Source organism: Aeromonas bivalvium (assembly GCF_046078285.1).
GTDB lineage: Bacteria > Pseudomonadota > Gammaproteobacteria > Enterobacterales > Aeromonadaceae > Aeromonas > Aeromonas bivalvium.
In genome coordinates, this window is the sequence record NZ_JBGXBV010000001.1 from 1,363,092 (window position 1) to 1,381,434 (window position 18,343).

The 18,343-nt window shown below is 61.4% G+C and carries 19 protein-coding genes; 4 read left to right on the top strand and 15 right to left on the bottom strand.

The annotated features are described in order from the left end of the window. The first annotated feature begins 25 nt into the window (after positions 1–25). Positions 26–634 carry a PilZ domain-containing protein gene (locus ACEUCR_RS06180; RefSeq protein ID WP_244911285.1) on the top strand — a complete coding sequence of 203 codons (609 nt, stop codon included), beginning with the start codon at positions 26–28 and terminating at the stop codon, positions 632–634. Between the two features lie 56 nt (positions 635–690). Here ACEUCR_RS06180 and greA read toward each other — a convergent pair whose 3' ends face one another. The 3 genes from greA to pomA all read right to left on the bottom strand — a co-directional run bounded on the left by greA (position 691) and on the right by pomA (position 2,988). Further along, complete coding sequence (greA, locus tag ACEUCR_RS06185; protein WP_041995690.1) at positions 691–1,167, bottom strand: transcription elongation factor GreA; 477 nt, start codon at positions 1,165–1,167, stop codon at positions 691–693. Positions 1,168–1,309: 142 nt separating this feature from the next. Next, complete coding sequence (locus tag ACEUCR_RS06190) at positions 1,310–2,221, bottom strand: flagellar motor protein MotB (RefSeq protein ID WP_041995688.1); 912 nt, start codon at positions 2,219–2,221, stop codon at positions 1,310–1,312. An 8-nt stretch (positions 2,222–2,229) separates the two neighbouring features. Then, positions 2,230–2,988: a flagellar motor protein PomA gene (pomA, locus tag ACEUCR_RS06195; RefSeq protein ID WP_041995686.1), complete on the bottom strand. Its 759-nt coding sequence runs from the start codon at positions 2,986–2,988 to the stop codon at positions 2,230–2,232. Between the two features lie 216 nt (positions 2,989–3,204). On the opposite strand from pomA, the gene xseB reads away from it, so the two are divergent. Genes xseB through dxs form a run of 3 tightly spaced genes read left to right on the top strand, consistent with a single transcriptional unit; the run spans position 3,205 to position 6,249 of the window. After that, positions 3,205–3,453: an exodeoxyribonuclease VII small subunit gene (gene xseB, locus ACEUCR_RS06200; protein WP_111873500.1), complete on the top strand. Its 249-nt coding sequence runs from the start codon at positions 3,205–3,207 to the stop codon at positions 3,451–3,453. 3 nt (positions 3,454–3,456) lie between these two features. Next, positions 3,457–4,347, top strand: coding sequence for a (2E,6E)-farnesyl diphosphate synthase (gene ispA, locus ACEUCR_RS06205; protein WP_111873371.1), 891 nt, complete (start codon positions 3,457–3,459; stop codon positions 4,345–4,347). 21 nt (positions 4,348–4,368) lie between these two features. After that, positions 4,369–6,249, top strand: a complete 1,881-nt coding sequence (gene dxs, locus ACEUCR_RS06210) for a 1-deoxy-D-xylulose-5-phosphate synthase (protein ID WP_408788816.1) — start codon at positions 4,369–4,371, stop codon at positions 6,247–6,249. A gap of 91 nt (positions 6,250–6,340) precedes the next feature. Here dxs and ACEUCR_RS06215 read toward each other — a convergent pair whose 3' ends face one another. The 12 genes from ACEUCR_RS06215 to nrdR form a co-directional block, all read right to left on the bottom strand. Continuing rightward, a complete protein-coding gene (locus ACEUCR_RS06215) occupies positions 6,341–7,282 on the bottom strand; it encodes an ABC transporter permease (protein ID WP_111873373.1) in 942 nt (313 codons plus the stop codon). A gap of 3 nt (positions 7,283–7,285) precedes the next feature. After that, positions 7,286–8,260 carry an ABC transporter permease gene (locus ACEUCR_RS06220; protein WP_041995675.1) on the bottom strand — a complete coding sequence of 325 codons (975 nt, stop codon included), beginning with the start codon at positions 8,258–8,260 and terminating at the stop codon, positions 7,286–7,288. Positions 8,261–8,355: 95 nt separating this feature from the next. Continuing rightward, positions 8,356–9,912: an ABC transporter substrate-binding protein gene (locus tag ACEUCR_RS06225; RefSeq protein ID WP_041995672.1), complete on the bottom strand. Its 1,557-nt coding sequence runs from the start codon at positions 9,910–9,912 to the stop codon at positions 8,356–8,358. Between the two features lie 70 nt (positions 9,913–9,982). Further along, positions 9,983–11,704 carry a dipeptide ABC transporter ATP-binding protein gene (locus ACEUCR_RS06230; protein ID WP_041995669.1) on the bottom strand — a complete coding sequence of 574 codons (1,722 nt, stop codon included), beginning with the start codon at positions 11,702–11,704 and terminating at the stop codon, positions 9,983–9,985. 486 nt (positions 11,705–12,190) lie between these two features. Further along, positions 12,191–12,673 (bottom strand): phosphatidylglycerophosphatase A family protein, encoded by a 483-nt coding sequence (locus ACEUCR_RS06235; protein WP_111873374.1) that lies wholly within the window; start codon positions 12,671–12,673, stop codon positions 12,191–12,193. Further along, positions 12,670–13,629 carry a thiamine-phosphate kinase gene (thiL, locus tag ACEUCR_RS06240; RefSeq protein WP_111873375.1) on the bottom strand — a complete coding sequence of 320 codons (960 nt, stop codon included), beginning with the start codon at positions 13,627–13,629 and terminating at the stop codon, positions 12,670–12,672. The genes ACEUCR_RS06235 and thiL overlap by 4 nt, the downstream gene beginning before the upstream one ends. A 55-nt stretch (positions 13,630–13,684) precedes the next feature. Continuing rightward, positions 13,685–14,098 (bottom strand): transcription antitermination factor NusB, encoded by a 414-nt coding sequence (gene nusB, locus ACEUCR_RS06245; protein WP_111873376.1) that lies wholly within the window; start codon positions 14,096–14,098, stop codon positions 13,685–13,687. A 14-nt stretch (positions 14,099–14,112) separates the two neighbouring features. Continuing rightward, a complete protein-coding gene (gene ribH / locus ACEUCR_RS06250) occupies positions 14,113–14,583 on the bottom strand; it encodes a 6,7-dimethyl-8-ribityllumazine synthase (RefSeq protein ID WP_041995660.1) in 471 nt (156 codons plus the stop codon). Between the two features lie 131 nt (positions 14,584–14,714). Continuing rightward, positions 14,715–15,824: a bifunctional 3,4-dihydroxy-2-butanone-4-phosphate synthase/GTP cyclohydrolase II gene (gene ribBA / locus ACEUCR_RS06255; protein ID WP_041995658.1), complete on the bottom strand. Its 1,110-nt coding sequence runs from the start codon at positions 15,822–15,824 to the stop codon at positions 14,715–14,717. 75 nt (positions 15,825–15,899) lie between these two features. Continuing rightward, on the bottom strand, positions 15,900–16,556 hold the full coding sequence (locus tag ACEUCR_RS06260; protein ID WP_408746901.1) for a riboflavin synthase: 657 nt from the start codon (positions 16,554–16,556) through the stop codon (positions 15,900–15,902). A 20-nt stretch (positions 16,557–16,576) separates the two neighbouring features. Next, positions 16,577–17,686, bottom strand: a complete 1,110-nt coding sequence (gene ribD, locus ACEUCR_RS06265) for a bifunctional diaminohydroxyphosphoribosylaminopyrimidine deaminase/5-amino-6-(5-phosphoribosylamino)uracil reductase RibD (RefSeq protein WP_408758932.1) — start codon at positions 17,684–17,686, stop codon at positions 16,577–16,579. A 178-nt stretch (positions 17,687–17,864) separates the two neighbouring features. Further along, positions 17,865–18,314, bottom strand: coding sequence for a transcriptional regulator NrdR (nrdR, locus tag ACEUCR_RS06270; RefSeq protein WP_041995651.1), 450 nt, complete (start codon positions 18,312–18,314; stop codon positions 17,865–17,867). Positions 18,315–18,343 lie beyond the last annotated feature (29 nt).

Here is an 18,343-nt window from a genome sequence, read left to right on the forward strand (position 1 = left end):
CTTAACCTGCGATGAATACTTGGAAATGTCGACCATGGACCATCAGCAGATACTCACCGACGAAGAACTGACCATGTTGCGGGAGCTGGGGAAAGACCAGGGCTCGGCCGCCGGGCAATCCCTGAGCGGCTACCTGGATACGCCCCTGCTCGGCCTGCTGCAACGGGCGGACATGCTCGCCCTGGAGGCACGCTTCGCCGGGCATCAGCTCAGCTTCCCCCTCTATTTCACCCAGGGGGACGATGGCTTTCTCGAACCTCGCATTGCCGCCCCCGTCATTCAGGAACTCAGCCACGATCATCCCAGAGCCTGGCGTCTGGCCACGGAGGGGACGCTGCAGCTGAAGGGGGGCGATTACCCGGTCACCAGCCTCTCCCTCAACGGCCTCATCGTCCAGTGTCTGCCCGATACCCTCAAGCGAGGAGATGTCCTCCATGCCAGCCTGCTGCTCGATGCACTGGCACCGCTCACCCTCAGCGGCATCCTCATCAGGGAAGTGCGCAAGGGGCAGACCGTCATCGGCTGGGCAATCCAGTTTCAGATGAGCGAGGCGGATCAGGAGCGGCTGCGGGGCTGGATGTTCCAGCATCATCAGAGCACCTTTACCCAGGCGTATGCTCCGCCCGAGGATTGATGCCCGAAAATGACAAGAGGGGAGCCAGGGCTCCCCTCTTCGTTGCCAGCCACCTGTTACAGGTAGTCGACGCTCAGCACTTCATATTCCACGTCACCGGCCGGGGTCTTGACGATGGCCACATCATCCACCTCCTTGCCGATCAGCGCACGGGCGATGGGGGAATTGACCGAGATAAGGTTCTGTTTGATATCGGCCTCGTCGTCACCCACGATACGATAGGTCACCTCTTCTTCCGTCTCGGACTTGAGCAGATTGACGGTGGCGCCGAAAATGACGCGGCCATTGTTGGCGATCTTGGTGACATCTATGACCTGGGCATTGGAGAGCTTGGCTTCAATCTCCTGGATGCGCCCTTCGCAAAAGCCTTGCTGCTCACGGGCGGCATGGTACTCGGCGTTCTCTTTCAGATCACCATGTTCACGGGCATCTGCAATCGCTTCGATAATCTGCGGACGCAGCTCGCTCTTCAGATAATCGAGCTCTTTGCGCAGCTTCTCGGCGCCGCGCACAGTCATCGGAGTTTGATTCATAGTCGAAACCTGGGTTGCTTTATAAAGAGAAGCTGCGGCAATCAAGGAGAGCCGCAGCTATCGGTTCGGATGGGGCATCTTAATATGAAGCCGGGGGAAAATCCATGGTACCCCCGCGATGCGGCCCCCTCCTCTGCGCCATCTATTGCGAGTCGTTCGGTACCCCTATGGGTTCGGATACGCTCGCCTTGCCCTGCATGATGGCGATCTCGACCCTGCGGTTGGCACGACGGTGCTCGGTCGAATCGTTCGGCATCAAGGGTTGGGAATCGGCCATGCCCTGTACCACGAGTCGGCTCTGGTCGAAGCCTTCCACCTTGATCATCTGATGGGCCACCGCCACCGCCCGCTGGGAGGAGAGCTCCCAGTTGGAGCGAAACAGTTCATTCTCGGTCGCGACATCATCGGTGTGGCCGGAGACGGTGATCTCCCCCGGCACATCCTTGAGCAAGCCGGCCACCTTGCGGATCACCGGCCAGAACTGGGGTTGCAAAAACGCGGATCCCGCCGGGAAGGAGGCCTTCTCGCGGATGCGGATGATGACCTGCTGGCCGAGAGATTCTATCTCGATGGCGCCGTCCTGGATCTGATCCTTGAGCTGCTCCGCCAGTTGTTTCGCCAGGGCGTTGGATTGGGCCTGCTGCTGCTGTTGCTGCTCCTCCTTCGCCTGTTCACTGGTCTTGCCCCCCGCCAGATCTCCCGCCTCCTTCTGTTGGCCTCCGGCCTGATCGGCATCCCCTGGCTGGAACTCCAGCTCGGTCTGGGTCATGTCGATGGTCTGCTGCATGATGGTGTCGATCGGCGTCGGCTCCGGCCGTCCCGGCCTGAACTCCTGGGCGATGACGGAGGTCCCCTTCGGAATATCCTTCACCTCCAGCAAATTCTGCACCCCGAAGGCGTACTTCATGGAGCCGGCAATCTGCTTGAACTTGAGCACGTCCATCTCGGCAAAGGAGAGCAAGAGCACGAAGAAGCACATCAACAGCGACATCAGGTCGGCAAAGGTTCCCATGTAAGAGGGCAGGCCCGGCGGCGGACACTTGCATTTGGACATGGCTATTCCTATTCGGCGCCGTCATTGCGCTTGGATTGGTTCAGGTAATTTTGCAGCATGGACTGGATCACGCGAGGGTTCTGACCGTCCTGAATGCCCATGATGGCATCCAGGATCAAGGCCCGGGAGAGGCGCTCCTCGCCACTGCGCAGCTCCAGCTTGTCGGCGATGGGAATGGCAAACATGTTGGCCTCGATGGCGCCATAGAGGGTAGTCAGCAAGGCGACCGCCATGGCCGGCCCGATGGACTTGGGATCGCTCATGTTCGACAGCATGGCCACCAGCCCCACGAGCGTACCTATCATCCCCATGGCGGGGCCGAGATCGCCGAGGGCGCGAAACACCTTGATCGCCATGACGTGTCGCTCCGAGGTGAGTTCCATGTCTTTTTCCATGACGGCGCGTACCACCTCGGCATCGTGACCATCCACCAGCATGTCTATTCCCTTCTTCATGAAGGTGTTGGGGATCTCCGCCGCCTCCAGGGCCAGGAAGCCCCCCTTGCGGGCCGCATCCGCCAGCTCGACGGCCTTCTGGATCAGGTCGTCGAGCTTGTCGCCCTTGTGCATGAAGGCCTTGCCTGCGATCTTGAACGCACCGAAGAACTGGCCAACGTTGAACTTCATCATGGCGATGAAGATGGAGCCCAGGATGGTGATGCAGATGGAGGGGACGTCGACAAACATGCTGAGGGAGCCCCCCAGGATCATGCCGTAGATCACCACCCCAAAACCCAACACTATGCCGATAAGACTACCTAGATCCACGCCGCTACTCCTGTCAGCCGATTCTTGAATTCATCATATTTCATTGAATTTTCTGCTATTGCATCCCGAGCGGCAAGCGCGAAAGTGCGCACTTGACCCCTGTCGGCTTATTTATCGGCCGTCACGGCCAGAGTTTGAGGCAATGACGCTTTCCCGCTCCCCCCCAAGGGGCGACGATGTTAAGATGAGCCGTTTTTTCAATCCCCGAGGATGAACATGGCCAGTAAAAAAATCGACCGACTGAGTTTTGATGCCACTCTGGAAGAGCTGGAAACCATAGTTCATCAACTCGAACAAGGCTCCCTCCCCCTCGAGGAGGCGCTCAAGCAGTTCGAACAGGGTATTCATCTGGTGCGCGCCGGCCAGCAGAAGCTGGAGCAGGCCGAGCAGAAGATCCAGATCCTGCTGACCCAGGCCGATGGCGGCGAGCAGGCCGTTCCTTTCCAACCCGAGCAAGGAGCCTGACCCGTGTCGCTGGATAGCTTCTCACGCCTGTATCGCCAGCGTATCGATGATCGGCTGTCACAACAGCTCGATGCCCTCCCCCCCATGGCGCCACGGCTGCGCGAGGCCATGAAGTATGGTCTGTTATTGGGAGGCAAGCGAGTACGTCCTTTCCTGGTCTATGCCGTCGGCGAGATGCTGGGAGTCGAGACGGACAGGCTCGATGGCCCCGCCGCCGCCGTGGAGTGCATCCACGCCTACTCCCTGCTCCATGACGACCTGCCCGCCATGGATGACGACGACCTGCGTCGTGGCCAGCCGACGGTGCACAAGGCGTTCGACGAGGGCACTGCCATCCTGGCCGGTGACGCCCTGCAGACCCTGGCATTCAGCATACTGGCCGATCACCCCATGCCCGATACCTTGATGGCCAACCGGGTGCGCATGCTGAGCACTTTGGCCCGCGCCTCGGGTTACCTTGGCATGTGCGGCGGCCAGGCGCTGGATCTGCAGGCAGAAGGTCGCCAGATCACCCTGGCAGAACTCGAACAAGTTCATCGCCACAAGACGGGGGCCCTCATCGAGTGTGCCGTCACCCTGGGCGCCCTGTGCAAGGCCGACATGGATGAGCAGACCCTGGGTGCGCTGCAGGCCTATGCGGCCGCCATCGGACTCGCCTTTCAGGTGCAGGACGACATCCTCGACATCACGGGGGATACCGCGACCCTGGGCAAGCCGCAGGGTTCGGATCTGGCGCTGGAAAAGAGCACCTACCCGGCCCTGCTCGGCCTGGATCAGGCCCGTGAGCTGGCTCGCGAACTGCACGGCAAAGCCTTAACAGCCCTGCGCCCTTTGCCCTACAATACCGATATTCTGGAAGCGTTTGCCGATTACATCATCGAGCGAACCCACTGAACGCTGGATAACAGTAACAATATGAGCGTTGATATAAGCAAGTTCCCCAACCTGGCCCTCGCTGACACCCCGGTTGAGTTGAGATCCCTGCCCAAGGAGAGACTGCCCGTCCTGTGCAACGAGTTACGTGAGTACTTGCTGCGCTCGGTGAGCCGCTCCAGCGGCCATCTCGCCTCCGGCCTCGGCACAGTCGAGCTGACGGTCGCCCTGCACTACGTCTACAACACCCCGTTCGATCGGCTGGTGTGGGACGTGGGTCATCAGGCCTATCCCCACAAGATCCTGACCGGACGGCGGGAGCGGATGCAGAGCATTCGCCAGAAGGATGGTCTGCACCCCTTCCCCTGGCGCGGCGAGAGCGAGTATGACGTGCTCTCGGTCGGCCACTCCAGCACCTCCATCGGCGCGGCGCTCGGCATGGCGGTTGCCGCCGAGCGCGAAGGGCTGGGTCGCAAGGTGGTCGCCGTCATCGGCGATGGCGCCATCACCGCCGGCATGGCATTTGAGGCCCTCAACCATGCCGGGGATGTCCACAAGGACATGCTGGTGGTGCTCAATGACAACGAGATGTCCATCTCCGAAAACGTCGGTGCGCTGAACAACCACCTGGCCCGGCTGATGTCCGGCAAGCTCTACACCACCATCCGCGAAGGCGGCAAGAAGGTGCTGGCGGGACTGCCGCCGGTCAAGGAACTGGCCAAGCGGGCCGAGGAACACCTCAAGGGCATGGTGGTCCCTGGCACCCTGTTCGAGGAGTTTGGCTTCAACTATATCGGCCCCATCGACGGCCATGACATCGAGGCCCTGGTCGAGACACTGCGCAACATGCGCAACCTCAAAGGGCCCCAGCTGCTGCACGTCAAGACCAAGAAGGGCAAGGGCTACGAGCCCGCCGAAAAGGATCCCATCGGTTATCACGGTGTGCCCAAGTTCAATCCGGACGACTGTGCCCTGCCCAAGTCTGCCGGCGGCAAGCCCACCTTCTCCGCCATCTTCGGCCAGTGGCTGTGCGACATGGCGGCCCGAGACGAGAAGCTGGTCGGCATCACCCCCGCCATGCGCGAAGGCTCTGGCCTGGTCAAGTTCAGCCAGCTGTATCCGGATCGCTACTTCGATGTGGCCATTGCCGAGCAACATGCGGTGACCTTCGCCGCCGGGCTCGCCATCTCGGGCCAAAAGCCCGTGGTCGCCATCTATTCGAGTTTCCTGCAACGGGCCTACGACCAGCTGATCCACGACGTGGCGCTGCAGGAGCTGCCCGTGCTGTTCGCCATCGACCGGGCCGGTCTGGTGGGGGCCGACGGCCCCACCCATCAGGGGGCGTTCGACATCAGCTTCCTGCGCACCGTGCCCAACATGGTGGTGATGACCCCATCCGACGAAAACGAGTGCCGCCAGATGCTCTACACCGGCTATCTGTGCGATCGGCCTGCGGCGGTGCGCTATCCTCGCGGCAGCGGCACCGGCATCCAGGTCGAGAGCGAGATGCAGGCGCTGGCCCTCGGCAAGGGGCGCATCATTCGTGAGAGAGAGGGACGCGAGGGCAAGGGCATCGCCATCCTGGCGTTCGGCACCCTGCTCCAGCAAGCCAAGGCCGCCGCCGAGGCGCTGGACGCCACCCTGGTGGACATGCGCTTCGTCAAGCCCATGGACGAGGCACTGGTGCTCGCACTTGCCGCCAACCACGATCAGTTTGTCACCCTGGAAGACAACGCCATCATGGGCGGGGCCGGCTCCGCGGTGAACGAGCTGTTGATGCGCGCCAGGCAGTGCAGGCCGGTACTCAATCTCGGCCTGCCGGATCGCTTCATCGAACAGGGCACCCAGGAAGAGATCTATGCCCTGCTGGGTCTGGATGCCGCAGGCATTCAGGCCAGCATCGAGGCCTGGCTGACAGCCTGATGCAAAAGCTGGCAGCAAGCCAGACCTGAAACCGCGAGCAATAAAGAAGGGCGCCATGATGGCGCCCTTCTTGTTTTACCGCTAACCCGAATTAACCCTTGTAGATCTTCGGGTTGAACACATCCCGCAGCCAGTCACCCAGGAGGTTGATGACCAGCACCAGCACCACCAGGCAGATGCCCGGGAAGGCGGTGATCCACCAGGAGCCGGAGAAGATGTAGTTGAAGCCCACGCTGATGAGCGAGCCCAGGGATGGCTGATCCACCGGCATGCCCAGCCCCAGGAAGGAGAGGGCCGCCTCGCTCATGATGGCGTTGGCCACCTGGACGGTGGAGATGACCAGGATGGGGGAGAGGCAGTTCGGCAGTATGTGGCGGAACATGATGCGCGGGGCACGGAACCCCATCACCTGGGCCGCCTCCACATACTCCTTCTTCTTCTCCGCCAGCACGGAGGCGCGCACAGTCCGGGCATATTGCGGCCACTCGGCGATGCCGATGATCACCACCAGCATGACGATGGCGAACTGCGAATAGAGCTCGGAGCCAAAGCTCGCCTGGAAGATGGCGGAGATGATGATGGCCACCATCATGGTGGAGAACGACAGCTGCACGTCGGCAAAGCGCATCAGCAGGCTGTCGATGCGGCCACCGTAATAACCGGCGATGAGGCCGATCACGATGCCGAGCACCAGCTGCAGGCCGACGGCGAACAGACCTATGGTGAGCGAGATACGGGCGCCATAGAGGATGGTGCTCCAGATGTCGCGACCCTGGTTGTCGGTGCCGAGCCAGAAGCGCGCCTCGCCCCCCTCGAGCCAGGAGGGCGGCAGCTCCGCATCCATCAGATCGAAGCTGGTCTGGTCATAGACGTTGTGGGGTGCAATCCAGGGGGCCAGCAGGGCCGCCAGCACGAATGCCACGAAGATGGCGAAGCTGAACATGGCTACCTTGTCCCGCAGGAAGTAGTAGACGATGTCAGAGTTCTTGAAACGAGCCCAACGGCTTGGGCTCACAGTCACAGCGTTAGTCATCTGTTACCCCTTGGCAGTCAGGTTGACGGTCGGGTTGATGAACCCGTAGAGCAGGTCGACCAGGGTGTTGGTCACCACGAAGATAAGACCCACGAAGATGACGTAAGCGGTGATGAGCGGCGTATCGACCCTGTGGATCGCCTCAAGGAACAGGAAACCCGTCCCCGGCCACTGGAACACGCTCTCGGTCAGTATGGTGTAGGCCACCATGGTGCCGATCTGCACGCCGCCGACTGTGATGACCGGCAGCATGGTGTTCTTGAGGGCGTGCTGGTAGTAGACCTTGTTGTTGTCCAGCCCCTTGGCGCGGGCGAACTTGACGTATTCGGAGGAGAGCTGCTCCAGCATCTCGGAGCGCACCAGCCGGATAAACAGCGGCAGCATGATGGAGGAGAGGGAGACCGCGGGCAGGATCAGGTGCAAGATGCCGTCCCAGGTAAAGAAGCCCGACTCCCAGCCCAGCAGGTTACGGGTCTCGCCCCGGCCATAGGCCGGCAGCCAGCCCAGCTGGATGGAGAAGAGATACATCAGCATGATGGCGGTCAGGAACACCGGGATCGAGATCCCTATGCTGCTCACGGCCATGATGATCTTGGTCAGTATGCTGCGCGGGCGAATGGCGGAATAAACCCCGAGCGGAATGGAGACCAGGACGATAATGAGGGCGGCGCCAAACACCAGTTCCAGTGTGGCGACGAGCTTGTCGAGAATGACCTCGAGGGCCGGGCGCTTGAAGAAGTAGGAAGTCCCCAGATCTCCTTGCACCGCATTCTTCAGGAAGCGACTGTACTTCACCAGGAAGGGATCGTTGAGCCCCATCTGATCGCGCAAGGCCTGACGCTGAGCCTCGGAGACGGATTGTCCCACCAACTCACGCAGGGGATCCCCCAGGTTGTCCTGGATGGAGAAGGCGACCAGGCTGATGACGAACATCACTATCACGGCCTGATAGAACCGTTTCAGCAGGAATGTAAACATGCTTGTCCTTGACTCTGGCCGATGTCTTGGCATCGGCTTCTGTTAATGGCGGGGGCACCGTCACGATGCCCCCGCCCGTCCTTCTTGCGGGGTAATTACTTGCCTACCACCAGGTCGCCAAAGTACGGGAAGTTCATCACGTTGACGATGGGCTTGATGTCGGCGTTTTTCTTGGCGCCGTAGGCCAGGTTTTCCCAGTGCAGGGGCACATAGGCGGCGTCGTCGATCAGCATGGCTTCGACTTTCTGCAGCATGGCGCTACGCTTGGCCGGATCGGTTTCCGCGTTCGCTTCCATCACCAGCTTGTCCGCTTCTGCGTTGGCATAACCGGCACAGTTGTACTGGCCCATGCCGGTCTCGGCGCTCTTGGTGAAGGTCAGGAACTCGAAGAAGTTCGCGGTATCTTCGGTGTCGGAGTGCCAGCCGATCAGCTGCATGTCTGCGGCGCACTTGTCAAACTCCGGCCAGTACTGGGCCACCGGCATGGTCTTCAGATCCACCTTGATGTTGATCTTGGAGAGCATGGCGGAGACGGCCTGGGCGATCTTGACGTCGTTGACATAACGCGCGGCCGGGGAGATGAAGCTCATCTTGAAGCCCTGCTCGTAACCCGCTTCCTTCATCAGGGCCTTGGCCTTGGTCAGATCATACTGGGGCACCAGGGCCTCGTTGTGACCGGCATAGCCTTTCGGGCTCAGCTGGCCGGCCGGGGTACCGAAGCCCTTGTTGATCTTGTCGACGATGCCCACCTGGTTGATGGCATAGTTGATCGCCTGGCGCACGCGCTTGTCTTTCAGGGCCGGGTTGGTGCTCTGGTTCAGCTCTATGATGATGGCGCGGGTACCGGACAGGGTCACCAGCTGGGTGTCCTTGCCCTTCTGGACCCGCTCCAGATCGTTGGGAGCGACCGGGTAGATCACGTCCACGTCCCCACCCAGCAGGGCGGCAACACGGGTCGCGTCTTCCTTGATGGGCACCAGGGTCAGGTTGTCGACGTTGCCCTTGGAGGATTTGTCCCAGTAGTTGGCGTTGCGGGTGTACTCCAGCTTGACGCCCTGCTCGCGGAACTTGACGCTGAACGGGCCGGTACCGGAGACGTGGGTGGAGGCGAAGGAGTCGCCGTTCTTGACGATCTCGCCCTTGTCCTTGCCCGCCTCTGTCTTGCCGGTGTAGAACTTGGAGTCCATCGGGAAGATGTAGGTCACGGTCTGCAGCACCAGGGGATAGGGCTTCTCGGTGACGAGATCCACTGTGAAATCATCCACCTTCTTGACGTCGGCGATGGGGTCGAAGATGGCCTTGAAGTCGACGGAATCTTTCAGACGCTTGACGGTCCACACCACGTCATCGGCGGTGAAGTCGTTGCCAGAGTGGAACTTGACGCCCTTGCGCAGGTGGAAACGCACCGTCTTGTCGTCGATGCGTTCAAATTTTTCGGCCAGACGGGGCTCGAACTGCAGGTCCTGCGTCCAGCGCATCAGGGGATCGAACACCAGGTGAGACATCTCCAGGGTCTGACCGGAGAGCTGCTCCTGGGGATCCAGCGAAGTGGGGTCAGAGGCGACGGCGACCTTGATGTCGGCGGCAGAGACATTGAAGGCCAAACCGGCCGCAAACAACGCCATTGCAATCTTGGATAATCCTTTCTTCATGTCTTTCTCCATGCTGTTAGCTTCTTATTGACACTCTTTTTCTAACAAAAACCGGCACGCCGGCACTTTCCTAGCTTGCGATTTCCAGCCCCTCGCGGGACATTCCCTTGAACTCCGGCATGAGGGAAATCAGCTTGCGGCTGTACTCATGCTCGGCATTGGTAAAGAGTTTCTCGGTCTGCGCCACTTCCACCAGATGACCGTGTTTCATCACGCCGATCCGATCGCACATCTGGCGGATCACCGGCAGATCGTGGCTGATGAACAGCATGGTGAGGCCAAGCTCTTTCTGCAAATCCTTGAGCAGGTTGAGGATCTGGGCCTGAACCGACACATCCAGCGCCGAGGTGGGCTCGTCACAGATGAGAAAGCGCGGCCGGGTCGCCAGGGCGCGGGCAATGGAGATGCGCTGACGCTGACCACCGGAGAACTCGTGAGGATACTTGACCCCGGCGCCGCGACCCAGGCCGACGTGATCCAGCAGATCGCTGACGATGCCATCGATCTGGTTCTCCTCGGCCAATCGATGGAAGCGGATCGGCTCGGCGATGATGTCGCGCACCTTCATGCGCGGGTTCATCGAGGAGTAAGGGTTCTGGAACACCATCTGCATCTGGCGACGCAGCGGGCGACGATCGCTCTCGCGCTTGATGGCGGTAAGATCGATCCCCTCGAAGAAGATCTTGCCGCTGTCGGGCGGATATAGCCCTGTGATGGCGCGGGCTATGGTGGACTTGCCGGACCCCGACTCCCCCACCAGGCCGAAGGTTTCACCCTCGAAGATCTCGAAGCTGATGTCGTTGCAGGCGCGCACGTATTCACGGCGGCTCGGGAAGAAGGAGTCCTTGGTGACGAACTTCAGATCCACGTTTTCCACCCGCAGCAGGGCCCCTTCATAGGCCCGCTCGTCCTGGCTCTGACCGAGCCAGTGGGTCTTCAGATCGATGCTGGTATCCGGCGCGCCGGCATCCTCGATGTAGGAGACCAGGGGGAAGCGCACCAGCTTGACGTCGGAGCGGGGCACCGCCGAGATGAGGCTGCGGGTATAGGGGTGATTGGGGCGCCCCAGCACCTGCTCCGTGGTACCAAATTCCACCAGATCGCCGCGATACATGACCGCCACCTTGTCGGTGACGTTGGAGACCACCCCCATGTCGTGGGTCACCAGCATGCAGCCCACGTCCCGCTCCTTGCACAGGGTGCGGATGAGCTGGAGGATCTGATCCTGAATGGAGACATCCAGCGCCGTGGTGGGCTCATCGGCGATGATGAGTTCGGGGTCGCACGAGAGCGCGATGGCGATGACCACCCGCTGGCGCATGCCGCCGGAGAACTGGTGCGGATACTGCTTGATGCGCAGCTCCGGGCTCGGGATCCCCACCGCCTGCATCAGCTCGAGGGCCTTGGCGACCGCCTGGCTGCGAGTGAGATCCGTGTTGGCGAGGATGGTCTCCACCAGCTGATGCTCCACGGTGAACAGCGGGTTCAGGGAGGTCATGGGATCCTGGAAGATGAACCCGATGCGGGAGCCACGAATGGCCCGCATCTCATCCTGGCTCTTGCCGGAGATGAGCTCACCGTTGAGATAGATGTCCCCCCGGGCGATATGACCCGGCGGACTCAGCAAATCGATGACGGCATTGCCGATGGTGGATTTGCCGGCGCCGGACTCACCGACGACACCGACGACCTCACCCTTCTCGATGGAGAAAGAGAGATCCTTGACCGCGGCCAGTACCCCGTAGCGGGAGGGATACTCGATCCGCAAGTTTTTGACTTCTAGCAAGGACATGTTTACCTCTGCGGGGGACATCCGTCCCAAACAATTCTTCCGTAAATCAGCCGCAGATGCCGGTTTGTGCCTTGGGCAATAGATGCTCAATCCATGGGGCAGGGAAACCAGCGATCCGGGCGGGTTTTTTGCATTTTTTTGGAATAACCCGCCAGTAACTTAGACGCTTTGACCGAAAGAGTAAATGACCTGGATATACAATTTCGCAATACTTTGCGGTGCGACCTGGGCGCCAGGTAGTCATAAAGCGTGATCTATCGCCTAAAAAATAGCTTTTTAAACTAATTTTGCATTAATAAACAAAGTTAACATGATACAAAACGTTAACATCTGGCAGATGTGACTGATGCAGACAGGAACGGTAGCGTCGAATGAGTAGTGAATATTTATGTGAAAAGGGTTTCTGATGGCAGCATCTGCCAATGAATGAAAATCAGGCAGTCATAAATAAAGGGCGCCCCAGGGGCGCCCTCCTTCCTGCCCGGCTCAGACGAGCCAATGGGCCAGCAATTGCATACAAAACAGGGCAAAGAATCCGGCAATCACGTCATCGAGCATGATGCCAAGGCCGCCATGGATGCGGCGATCGAACCAGCTGATGGGCCAGGGCTTGAGCACGTCGAACAGCCGAAACAGCGCAAAGCCCGCCAGCAGCCACTCCCAGCCCGCCGGCGCCGCTATCATGGTGATGCCAAACCCTATCACCTCGTCCCAGACGATGGCGCCGTGATCCGGCATGCCGATGGCGTCGGTGGCGCTCTGGCAGATACGAATACCCGCCAGAAAGCCCAGCACCAGCAGGGCGATGAACCAGGGGGTCGACAGGCCACTTGCCAGCAAGTAAAGCGGGATGGCGACCAGGGTGCCCATGGTGCCAGGGGCCCAGGGAGAGAAGCCGGCACCAAAGCCCACCGCCAGCAGGTGGAGGGGATTTTTCAGGTTCAGGCGTTTGAGCTCGGGCTTGATCATGCGAAGTGATCCCAACCTTTGAGGGAGAGCGCCACCGGCTGCTCCGCCCGAATGTAATCGATGCCGGGCTCCCCCGCCAGAATACGGCCGATCCGGCTGAACTTGACCCCGCTGTGGGCCAGGGCCGTATCCAGCGCGCCGCGATGATCTTCCGGCACTGTGAAGCAGAGCTCGTAGTCATCGCCACCGGCCAGGGCCAGCTGCCAGGCATCTTCCGGGAAGACGGCATCCTGCATCACGGGGGAGAGGGGCAGCAGGTCGAGATCGATCTGGGCCCGCACGCCGGAGGCTTTCAGGATATGGCCGAGATCCGAGGCCAGGCCGTCGGAGAGATCCAGGGCGCTGTTTGCCAACCCGCGCAGGGCCTGGCCAGCCAGAATGCGAGGATGGGGGTGCTCGAGACGCGGCAGGACGGCGGCCAGCTGGTTCTCGTTGAGGTTGCGCTTGCCCAGCAGATGGGAGAGCGCCAGGGCGGCATCCCCCAGGGTGCCGGTGACATAGATGCCGTCCCCGACCCTGGCGCCGCTGCGCAGCAGGGCGCGGCCCGACGGCACGGATCCCTTCACCGAGACGGTGATGGAGAGCGGCCCCCGGGTCATGTCGCCCCCCACCAGGGCCACGTTGTAGTATTCGGCAAGCTCGAGGAAACCCTCGGCAAAACCGGCCACCCAGCGCTCGTTGATGGCGGGCAGGGTCAGCGCCAGGGAGACCCAGCGCGGCTCGGCCCCCATGGCGGCGAGATCGGACAGATTGACCGCCAGCGCCTTGTAGCCGAGATCCACCGGATCCATGTCGGGCAGAAAGTGGACGCCGCTCACCAGGGTATCCGTGCTCACCGCCAGCTGGCTGTCGGCTGGCAGGGTCAGCAGGGCACAGTCGTCCCCCGGGCCCAGCACCACGTCCTTGCGGGCGTGGGGCACCTTGAAGTACTTCTCTATCAGTTCAAATTCACCCATACAGTAAAAAGCCAGCGGTTAGGCTGGCTCCTCTCTTAATGCTGTGGCACAGGGATTAACGCTTGTTCAGCGTCTTGATGACCTTGTCCAGCACACCGTTGACAAACTTGTGGCTGTCATCGGCGGCAAACGCCTTGGCCAGCTCGATCGCTTCGTTGATCACCACGCGGGGCGGCACATCATCACGACGGGTCAGCTCATAGGTCGCCAGGCGCAGGATCGCCTTGTCCACCATGTCCACTTCATCGAGCGGACGGGAGAGGAAAGGCGAGTACACCTTGTCCAGCTCGTTGCAATGCAGGGCAACCCCGAACAGCAGATCGCGGAAATAGTTCAGATCCACCCCTTTGGTGTCCTGATCTATCTTGAACTGCTCTTCGATGTCCCCCACGTTGGCCTGGGTCATCTGCCACTGGTAGATGGCCTGGGTGGCGCAATGGCGGGCCTTACGGCGCTCAGACGGTTTCAATCTACTTCTCCTCGTTACACGTCCAGTTGTTTCAGGACGTTGATCATTTCGAGCGCACTCAGTGCAGCCTCTGCACCCTTGTTACCCGCCTTGGTACCGGCGCGCTCGATGGCTTGTTCTATGTTCTCTGTGGTCAGCACGCCGAAGGCGACGGGAATTTCATGCTCCATCATCACCTGGGCCAGGCCCTTGCCATTCTCGCTGGCCACCAGTTCGAAGTGGTAGGTACCACCACGAATGACGGTGCCGAGGGCGACGATGGCGTCATACTTGCCACTCTTGGCCAGCTTCTTGGCCGCCAGAGGGATTTCGACGGCACCCGGCACACGTACCAGAGTGAGGTTGCTGTCTTGCACCTGACCCTGACGCTTGAGTACGTCAACGGCGCCCTCGATCAGGCTCTCGTTGATGAAGCTGTTGAAACGGGCAACGACAATTGCAACGCGCGCCTCAGGGGCGGCGATATTCCCTTCGATAACCTTCATTGGCAATCCTGTAGCTATGCAGTCAAATATGGCCGGGGTCAAAAGTGCGCACAGTCTAGCACAACAGACCCACGACAAAAACCATGGCCGCAACGGGCGGCCATGAGCGCGATTTCATTGGGGCGACACGCTTATTCGCCGACGTATTCCACGACTTCAAGGCCGAAACCGCCGAGGGCGTGATATTTTTTCGGCGAGCTCAGCAGGCGCATCTTGCCGACCCCCAGGGTCTTGAGGATCTGGGAGCCGACGCCGACCCGGCGCGAGGTGCCCTGCCACTTGGCCCCTTCCGGCGCCAATCCCTTGTCGGCGGCCTCGAACCCCTTGACCCTGGCCAGCAGCTCGGCGCCCTGGGCCTCGGCCCCCAGGATCACCAGCACACCCCCCTCTTCGGCGATGCGGGCCATGGATTTGGGCAAGGGCCAGCTGCGGGCCGCGTGGCGATCGGTCAGCAGCAGATCGCTCAGCACGTCGTGCAGATGGACCCGCACCAGGGTCGGCTGATCGGCTGTCACCTCGCCTTTCTTGAGGGCGAAATGCACCTGGTTGTCTATGGTATCGCGGAAGGTGATGAGGTCGAACTCGCCAAACTCGGTGGGCAGCTTGCACTCGGCCACCTTCTCCACCGTGGTCTCGTGCTGGTTGCGGTACTCGATGAGATCCGCAATGGTGCCAAGCTTGATGCCATGCTGCTCGGCGAAGACCTCAAGGTCGGGACGGCGCGCCATGGTGCCATCCTCGTTGAGGATCTCGACGATGACGGAGGCCGCCTCGTAACCGGCAAGACGCGCCAGATCGCAACCCGCTTCGGTGTGACCGGCCCGGGTCAGCACGCCGCCATCTTGCGCCATCAGCGGGAAGATGTGACCGGGCTGCACCAGATCGGCGGCCTTGGCATCAGGGGCCACGGCGGCCTGTACGGTGACGGCGCGATCGGCGGCGGAGATGCCCGTGGTCACCCCCTCGGCCGCCTCTATGGTCACGGTGAAGGCGGTGGAGAACTGGGCATTGTTGCGGTCAACCATGAGGGGCAGCGCCAGCTGCTTGCAGCGATCCCGGGTCAGGGTCAGGCAGATGAGGCCACGGCCGTAGCGGGCCATGAAGTTGATGTCCTCGGGCCGCACACAGGAGGCCGCCATGATGAGGTCCCCTTCGTTCTCCCTGTCTTCGTCATCCATCAGGATCACCATCTTGCCCGCCTTGATGTCGGCGATGATTTCCTGGGTTGTGCTAAGCGCCATGGGCTACTCCGTCAAAGGTGATAAATGCGTAAGGGCTAGATGGGGGCTGCTGGCCCCGTTTCAATCAGACCGGGCTCACAAAAAGCCCGATTGGGCCAACTTCGCCAGGGTCAGGGTGCTGCTCGGCGCCTGGGCTCCGGCCCCGCCTTGCAGCAACCGCTCCAGATAACGGGCTATCTGATCCACTTCCAGATTGACCCTGTGACCGGGCTTCCAGCGCGCGATCGTGGTCTCTTCTGCGGTATGGGGCACTATGGTGAGCAAGAACGCATCTCCCTTGACGGCGTTCACCGTCAGGCTGATGCCATCCACCGCAATCGAGCCCTTCTCGGCGATATAGCGGGACAGGTCCGCTGGCGCCTTGATCCAGTACTCGATGGCGCGGCCGCTGCTCTGTCTGCTCATCACCTGGCCCATGCCATCCACGTGGCCTGAGACCAGATGGCCGCCGAGGCGCGAACTCGGGGTCAGTGCTTTTTCCAGGTTCACCCTGTCCCCGACCTTGGCCTGGGCAAAGCCGGTGCGTGCCAAGGTTTCCAGCGACACATCGGCGCTGTAGCGTTTGTCCCCCAGGGCGATGACGGTGAGACAGACGCCATTGGTGGCGATGGAGTCGCCCAGCTTGACGTCGCTGAAGTCGAGGCCGGGAGCCTCCACGGTCAGCACCACATCCTCTCCCTGACGGCGCAGCTCGGTCAGGGTGCCCATGGCTTCGATAATTCCGGTAAACATCGTCTTGCCTCTCCTCGAGCTCAGGCTAGCCTGGCCGTGATCCTGATATCCTGGCCCACCAGGCGTACATCCTTGAGGGTCAACTTGGGCGCCTGGAACAGTCGCGCCAGACCGGGCAGCTGGAACATGCCCCTACCCTCATCCCCCAGCAGCTTGGGTGCCTGGTAGAGCACCAGCTCGTCCACCAGTCCCTTCTCCAGCAGGGCGCCACACAGGCGCGGCCCCGCCTCCACCAGCACTGAATTGACCCCCTGTTTGGCCAGCAGCATGAAGAGGCTGACCAGGTCGACCCGCTCCTCCAGCCGGGGCAGCACCATCTGCTGCACCGACTCGGGCCACGCGCCGTCGCTTTGCAGTCGCGCCAGCAGCACGGGGCCCGGGCTGGCAAACAGCGGCAAATCCGGGGTGAGTCGGTTTTGCGAGTCGATCACCACCCGCAGCGGCTGGCGCAGGCTCTCCCTGGGATAGGCGACCTTGACCGAAGGGGGCAGCTCGTCCCAGCGCACGGTCAGGGAGGCCTTGTCCGCCAGCACGGTTTCAGCGCTGGAGAGCACGGCGTCATGGCGCGCCCGCAGCCGCTGCACGTCCCGGCGCGCCTCGGGGGAGGTGATCCACTGGCTCTCGCCGCTCGCCATGGCGGTGCGACCATCCAGGCTGGCCCCCAGCTTGACCGTCACCTGCGGGAAACCGGTGCGCATCCGCTTGAAGAAGCCGGGATTGAGGGCTTCGGCCTCGGCGGCCAGCAGGCCGAAGTCGGTCTTGATGCCCGCCTCGGAGAGCATCCGCAGCCCACGCCCGCCCACCTGGGGATTGGGGTCGACCATGGCGGCCACCACCCGGGCCACGCCAGCCTCAATCAAGGCCTCGGCGCAGGGCGGGGTGCGGCCATGGTGGGAGCAGGGCTCCAGGGTCACATAGGCGGTGGCGCCCCGGGCGGCCTCACCGGCGCCATGGAGGGCATAGACCTCGGCATGGGGCTGACCGGCACGCTGGTGCCAGCCTTCGCCGACGACAACACCATCCTTGACCAGCACGCAACCGACGCAGGGATTGGGGGCCGTGGTATAGCGGCCGCGGCGGGCCAGTTCGAGGGCCCTGCTCATCCATTGGTAATCGTCTTGACTAAACATCTGGGCTCCCGTGTCAGGCGAGAAAAAGTGGGTCTGTGAAGCAACCGGGCAATGGGTCTACTTCTCAAGCTTGGCGATCTCTTCGTCCCTATCTGCCATCTGCCATAAAGAGGGCGAATATCCTCGAAGCTGCGATAGACGGGGGCGAAGCGGATGTCCGCTTGCCCACCCGATACCATTACTTCTCCAATTTGGCGATCTCTTCGCCGAATTCACGAATATCCTCGAAGCTGCGATAGACGGAGGCGAAGCGGATGTAGGCCACCTTGTCCAGGCCCTTGAGTTCGTCCATCACCAGGTTGCCCACCAGCTTGGAGGGCACCTCCCGCTCGCCGGTGGCGCGCAGGCGGGACTTGATGTGGTTCACCCCCTTCTCGATCGCCTCCATGCTCACCGGGCGCTTCTCCAGCGCCCGCAATATGCCGCCCCTCAGCTTCTCTTCGTTGAAGGGTTCGCGAGAGCCGTTGGACTTGATGACCCTTGGCATCACCAGCTCGGCCATCTCGAAGGTGGTGAAACGCTCGTGGCAGAGCAGGCACTCACGACGGCGACGCACCTGATGGCCTTCCGCCACCAGGCGGGAATCGATCACCTTGGTATCCACGGCACTACAGAAAGGGCAATGCATCACACCTCCGGCGCAAAGGATTCAAACAT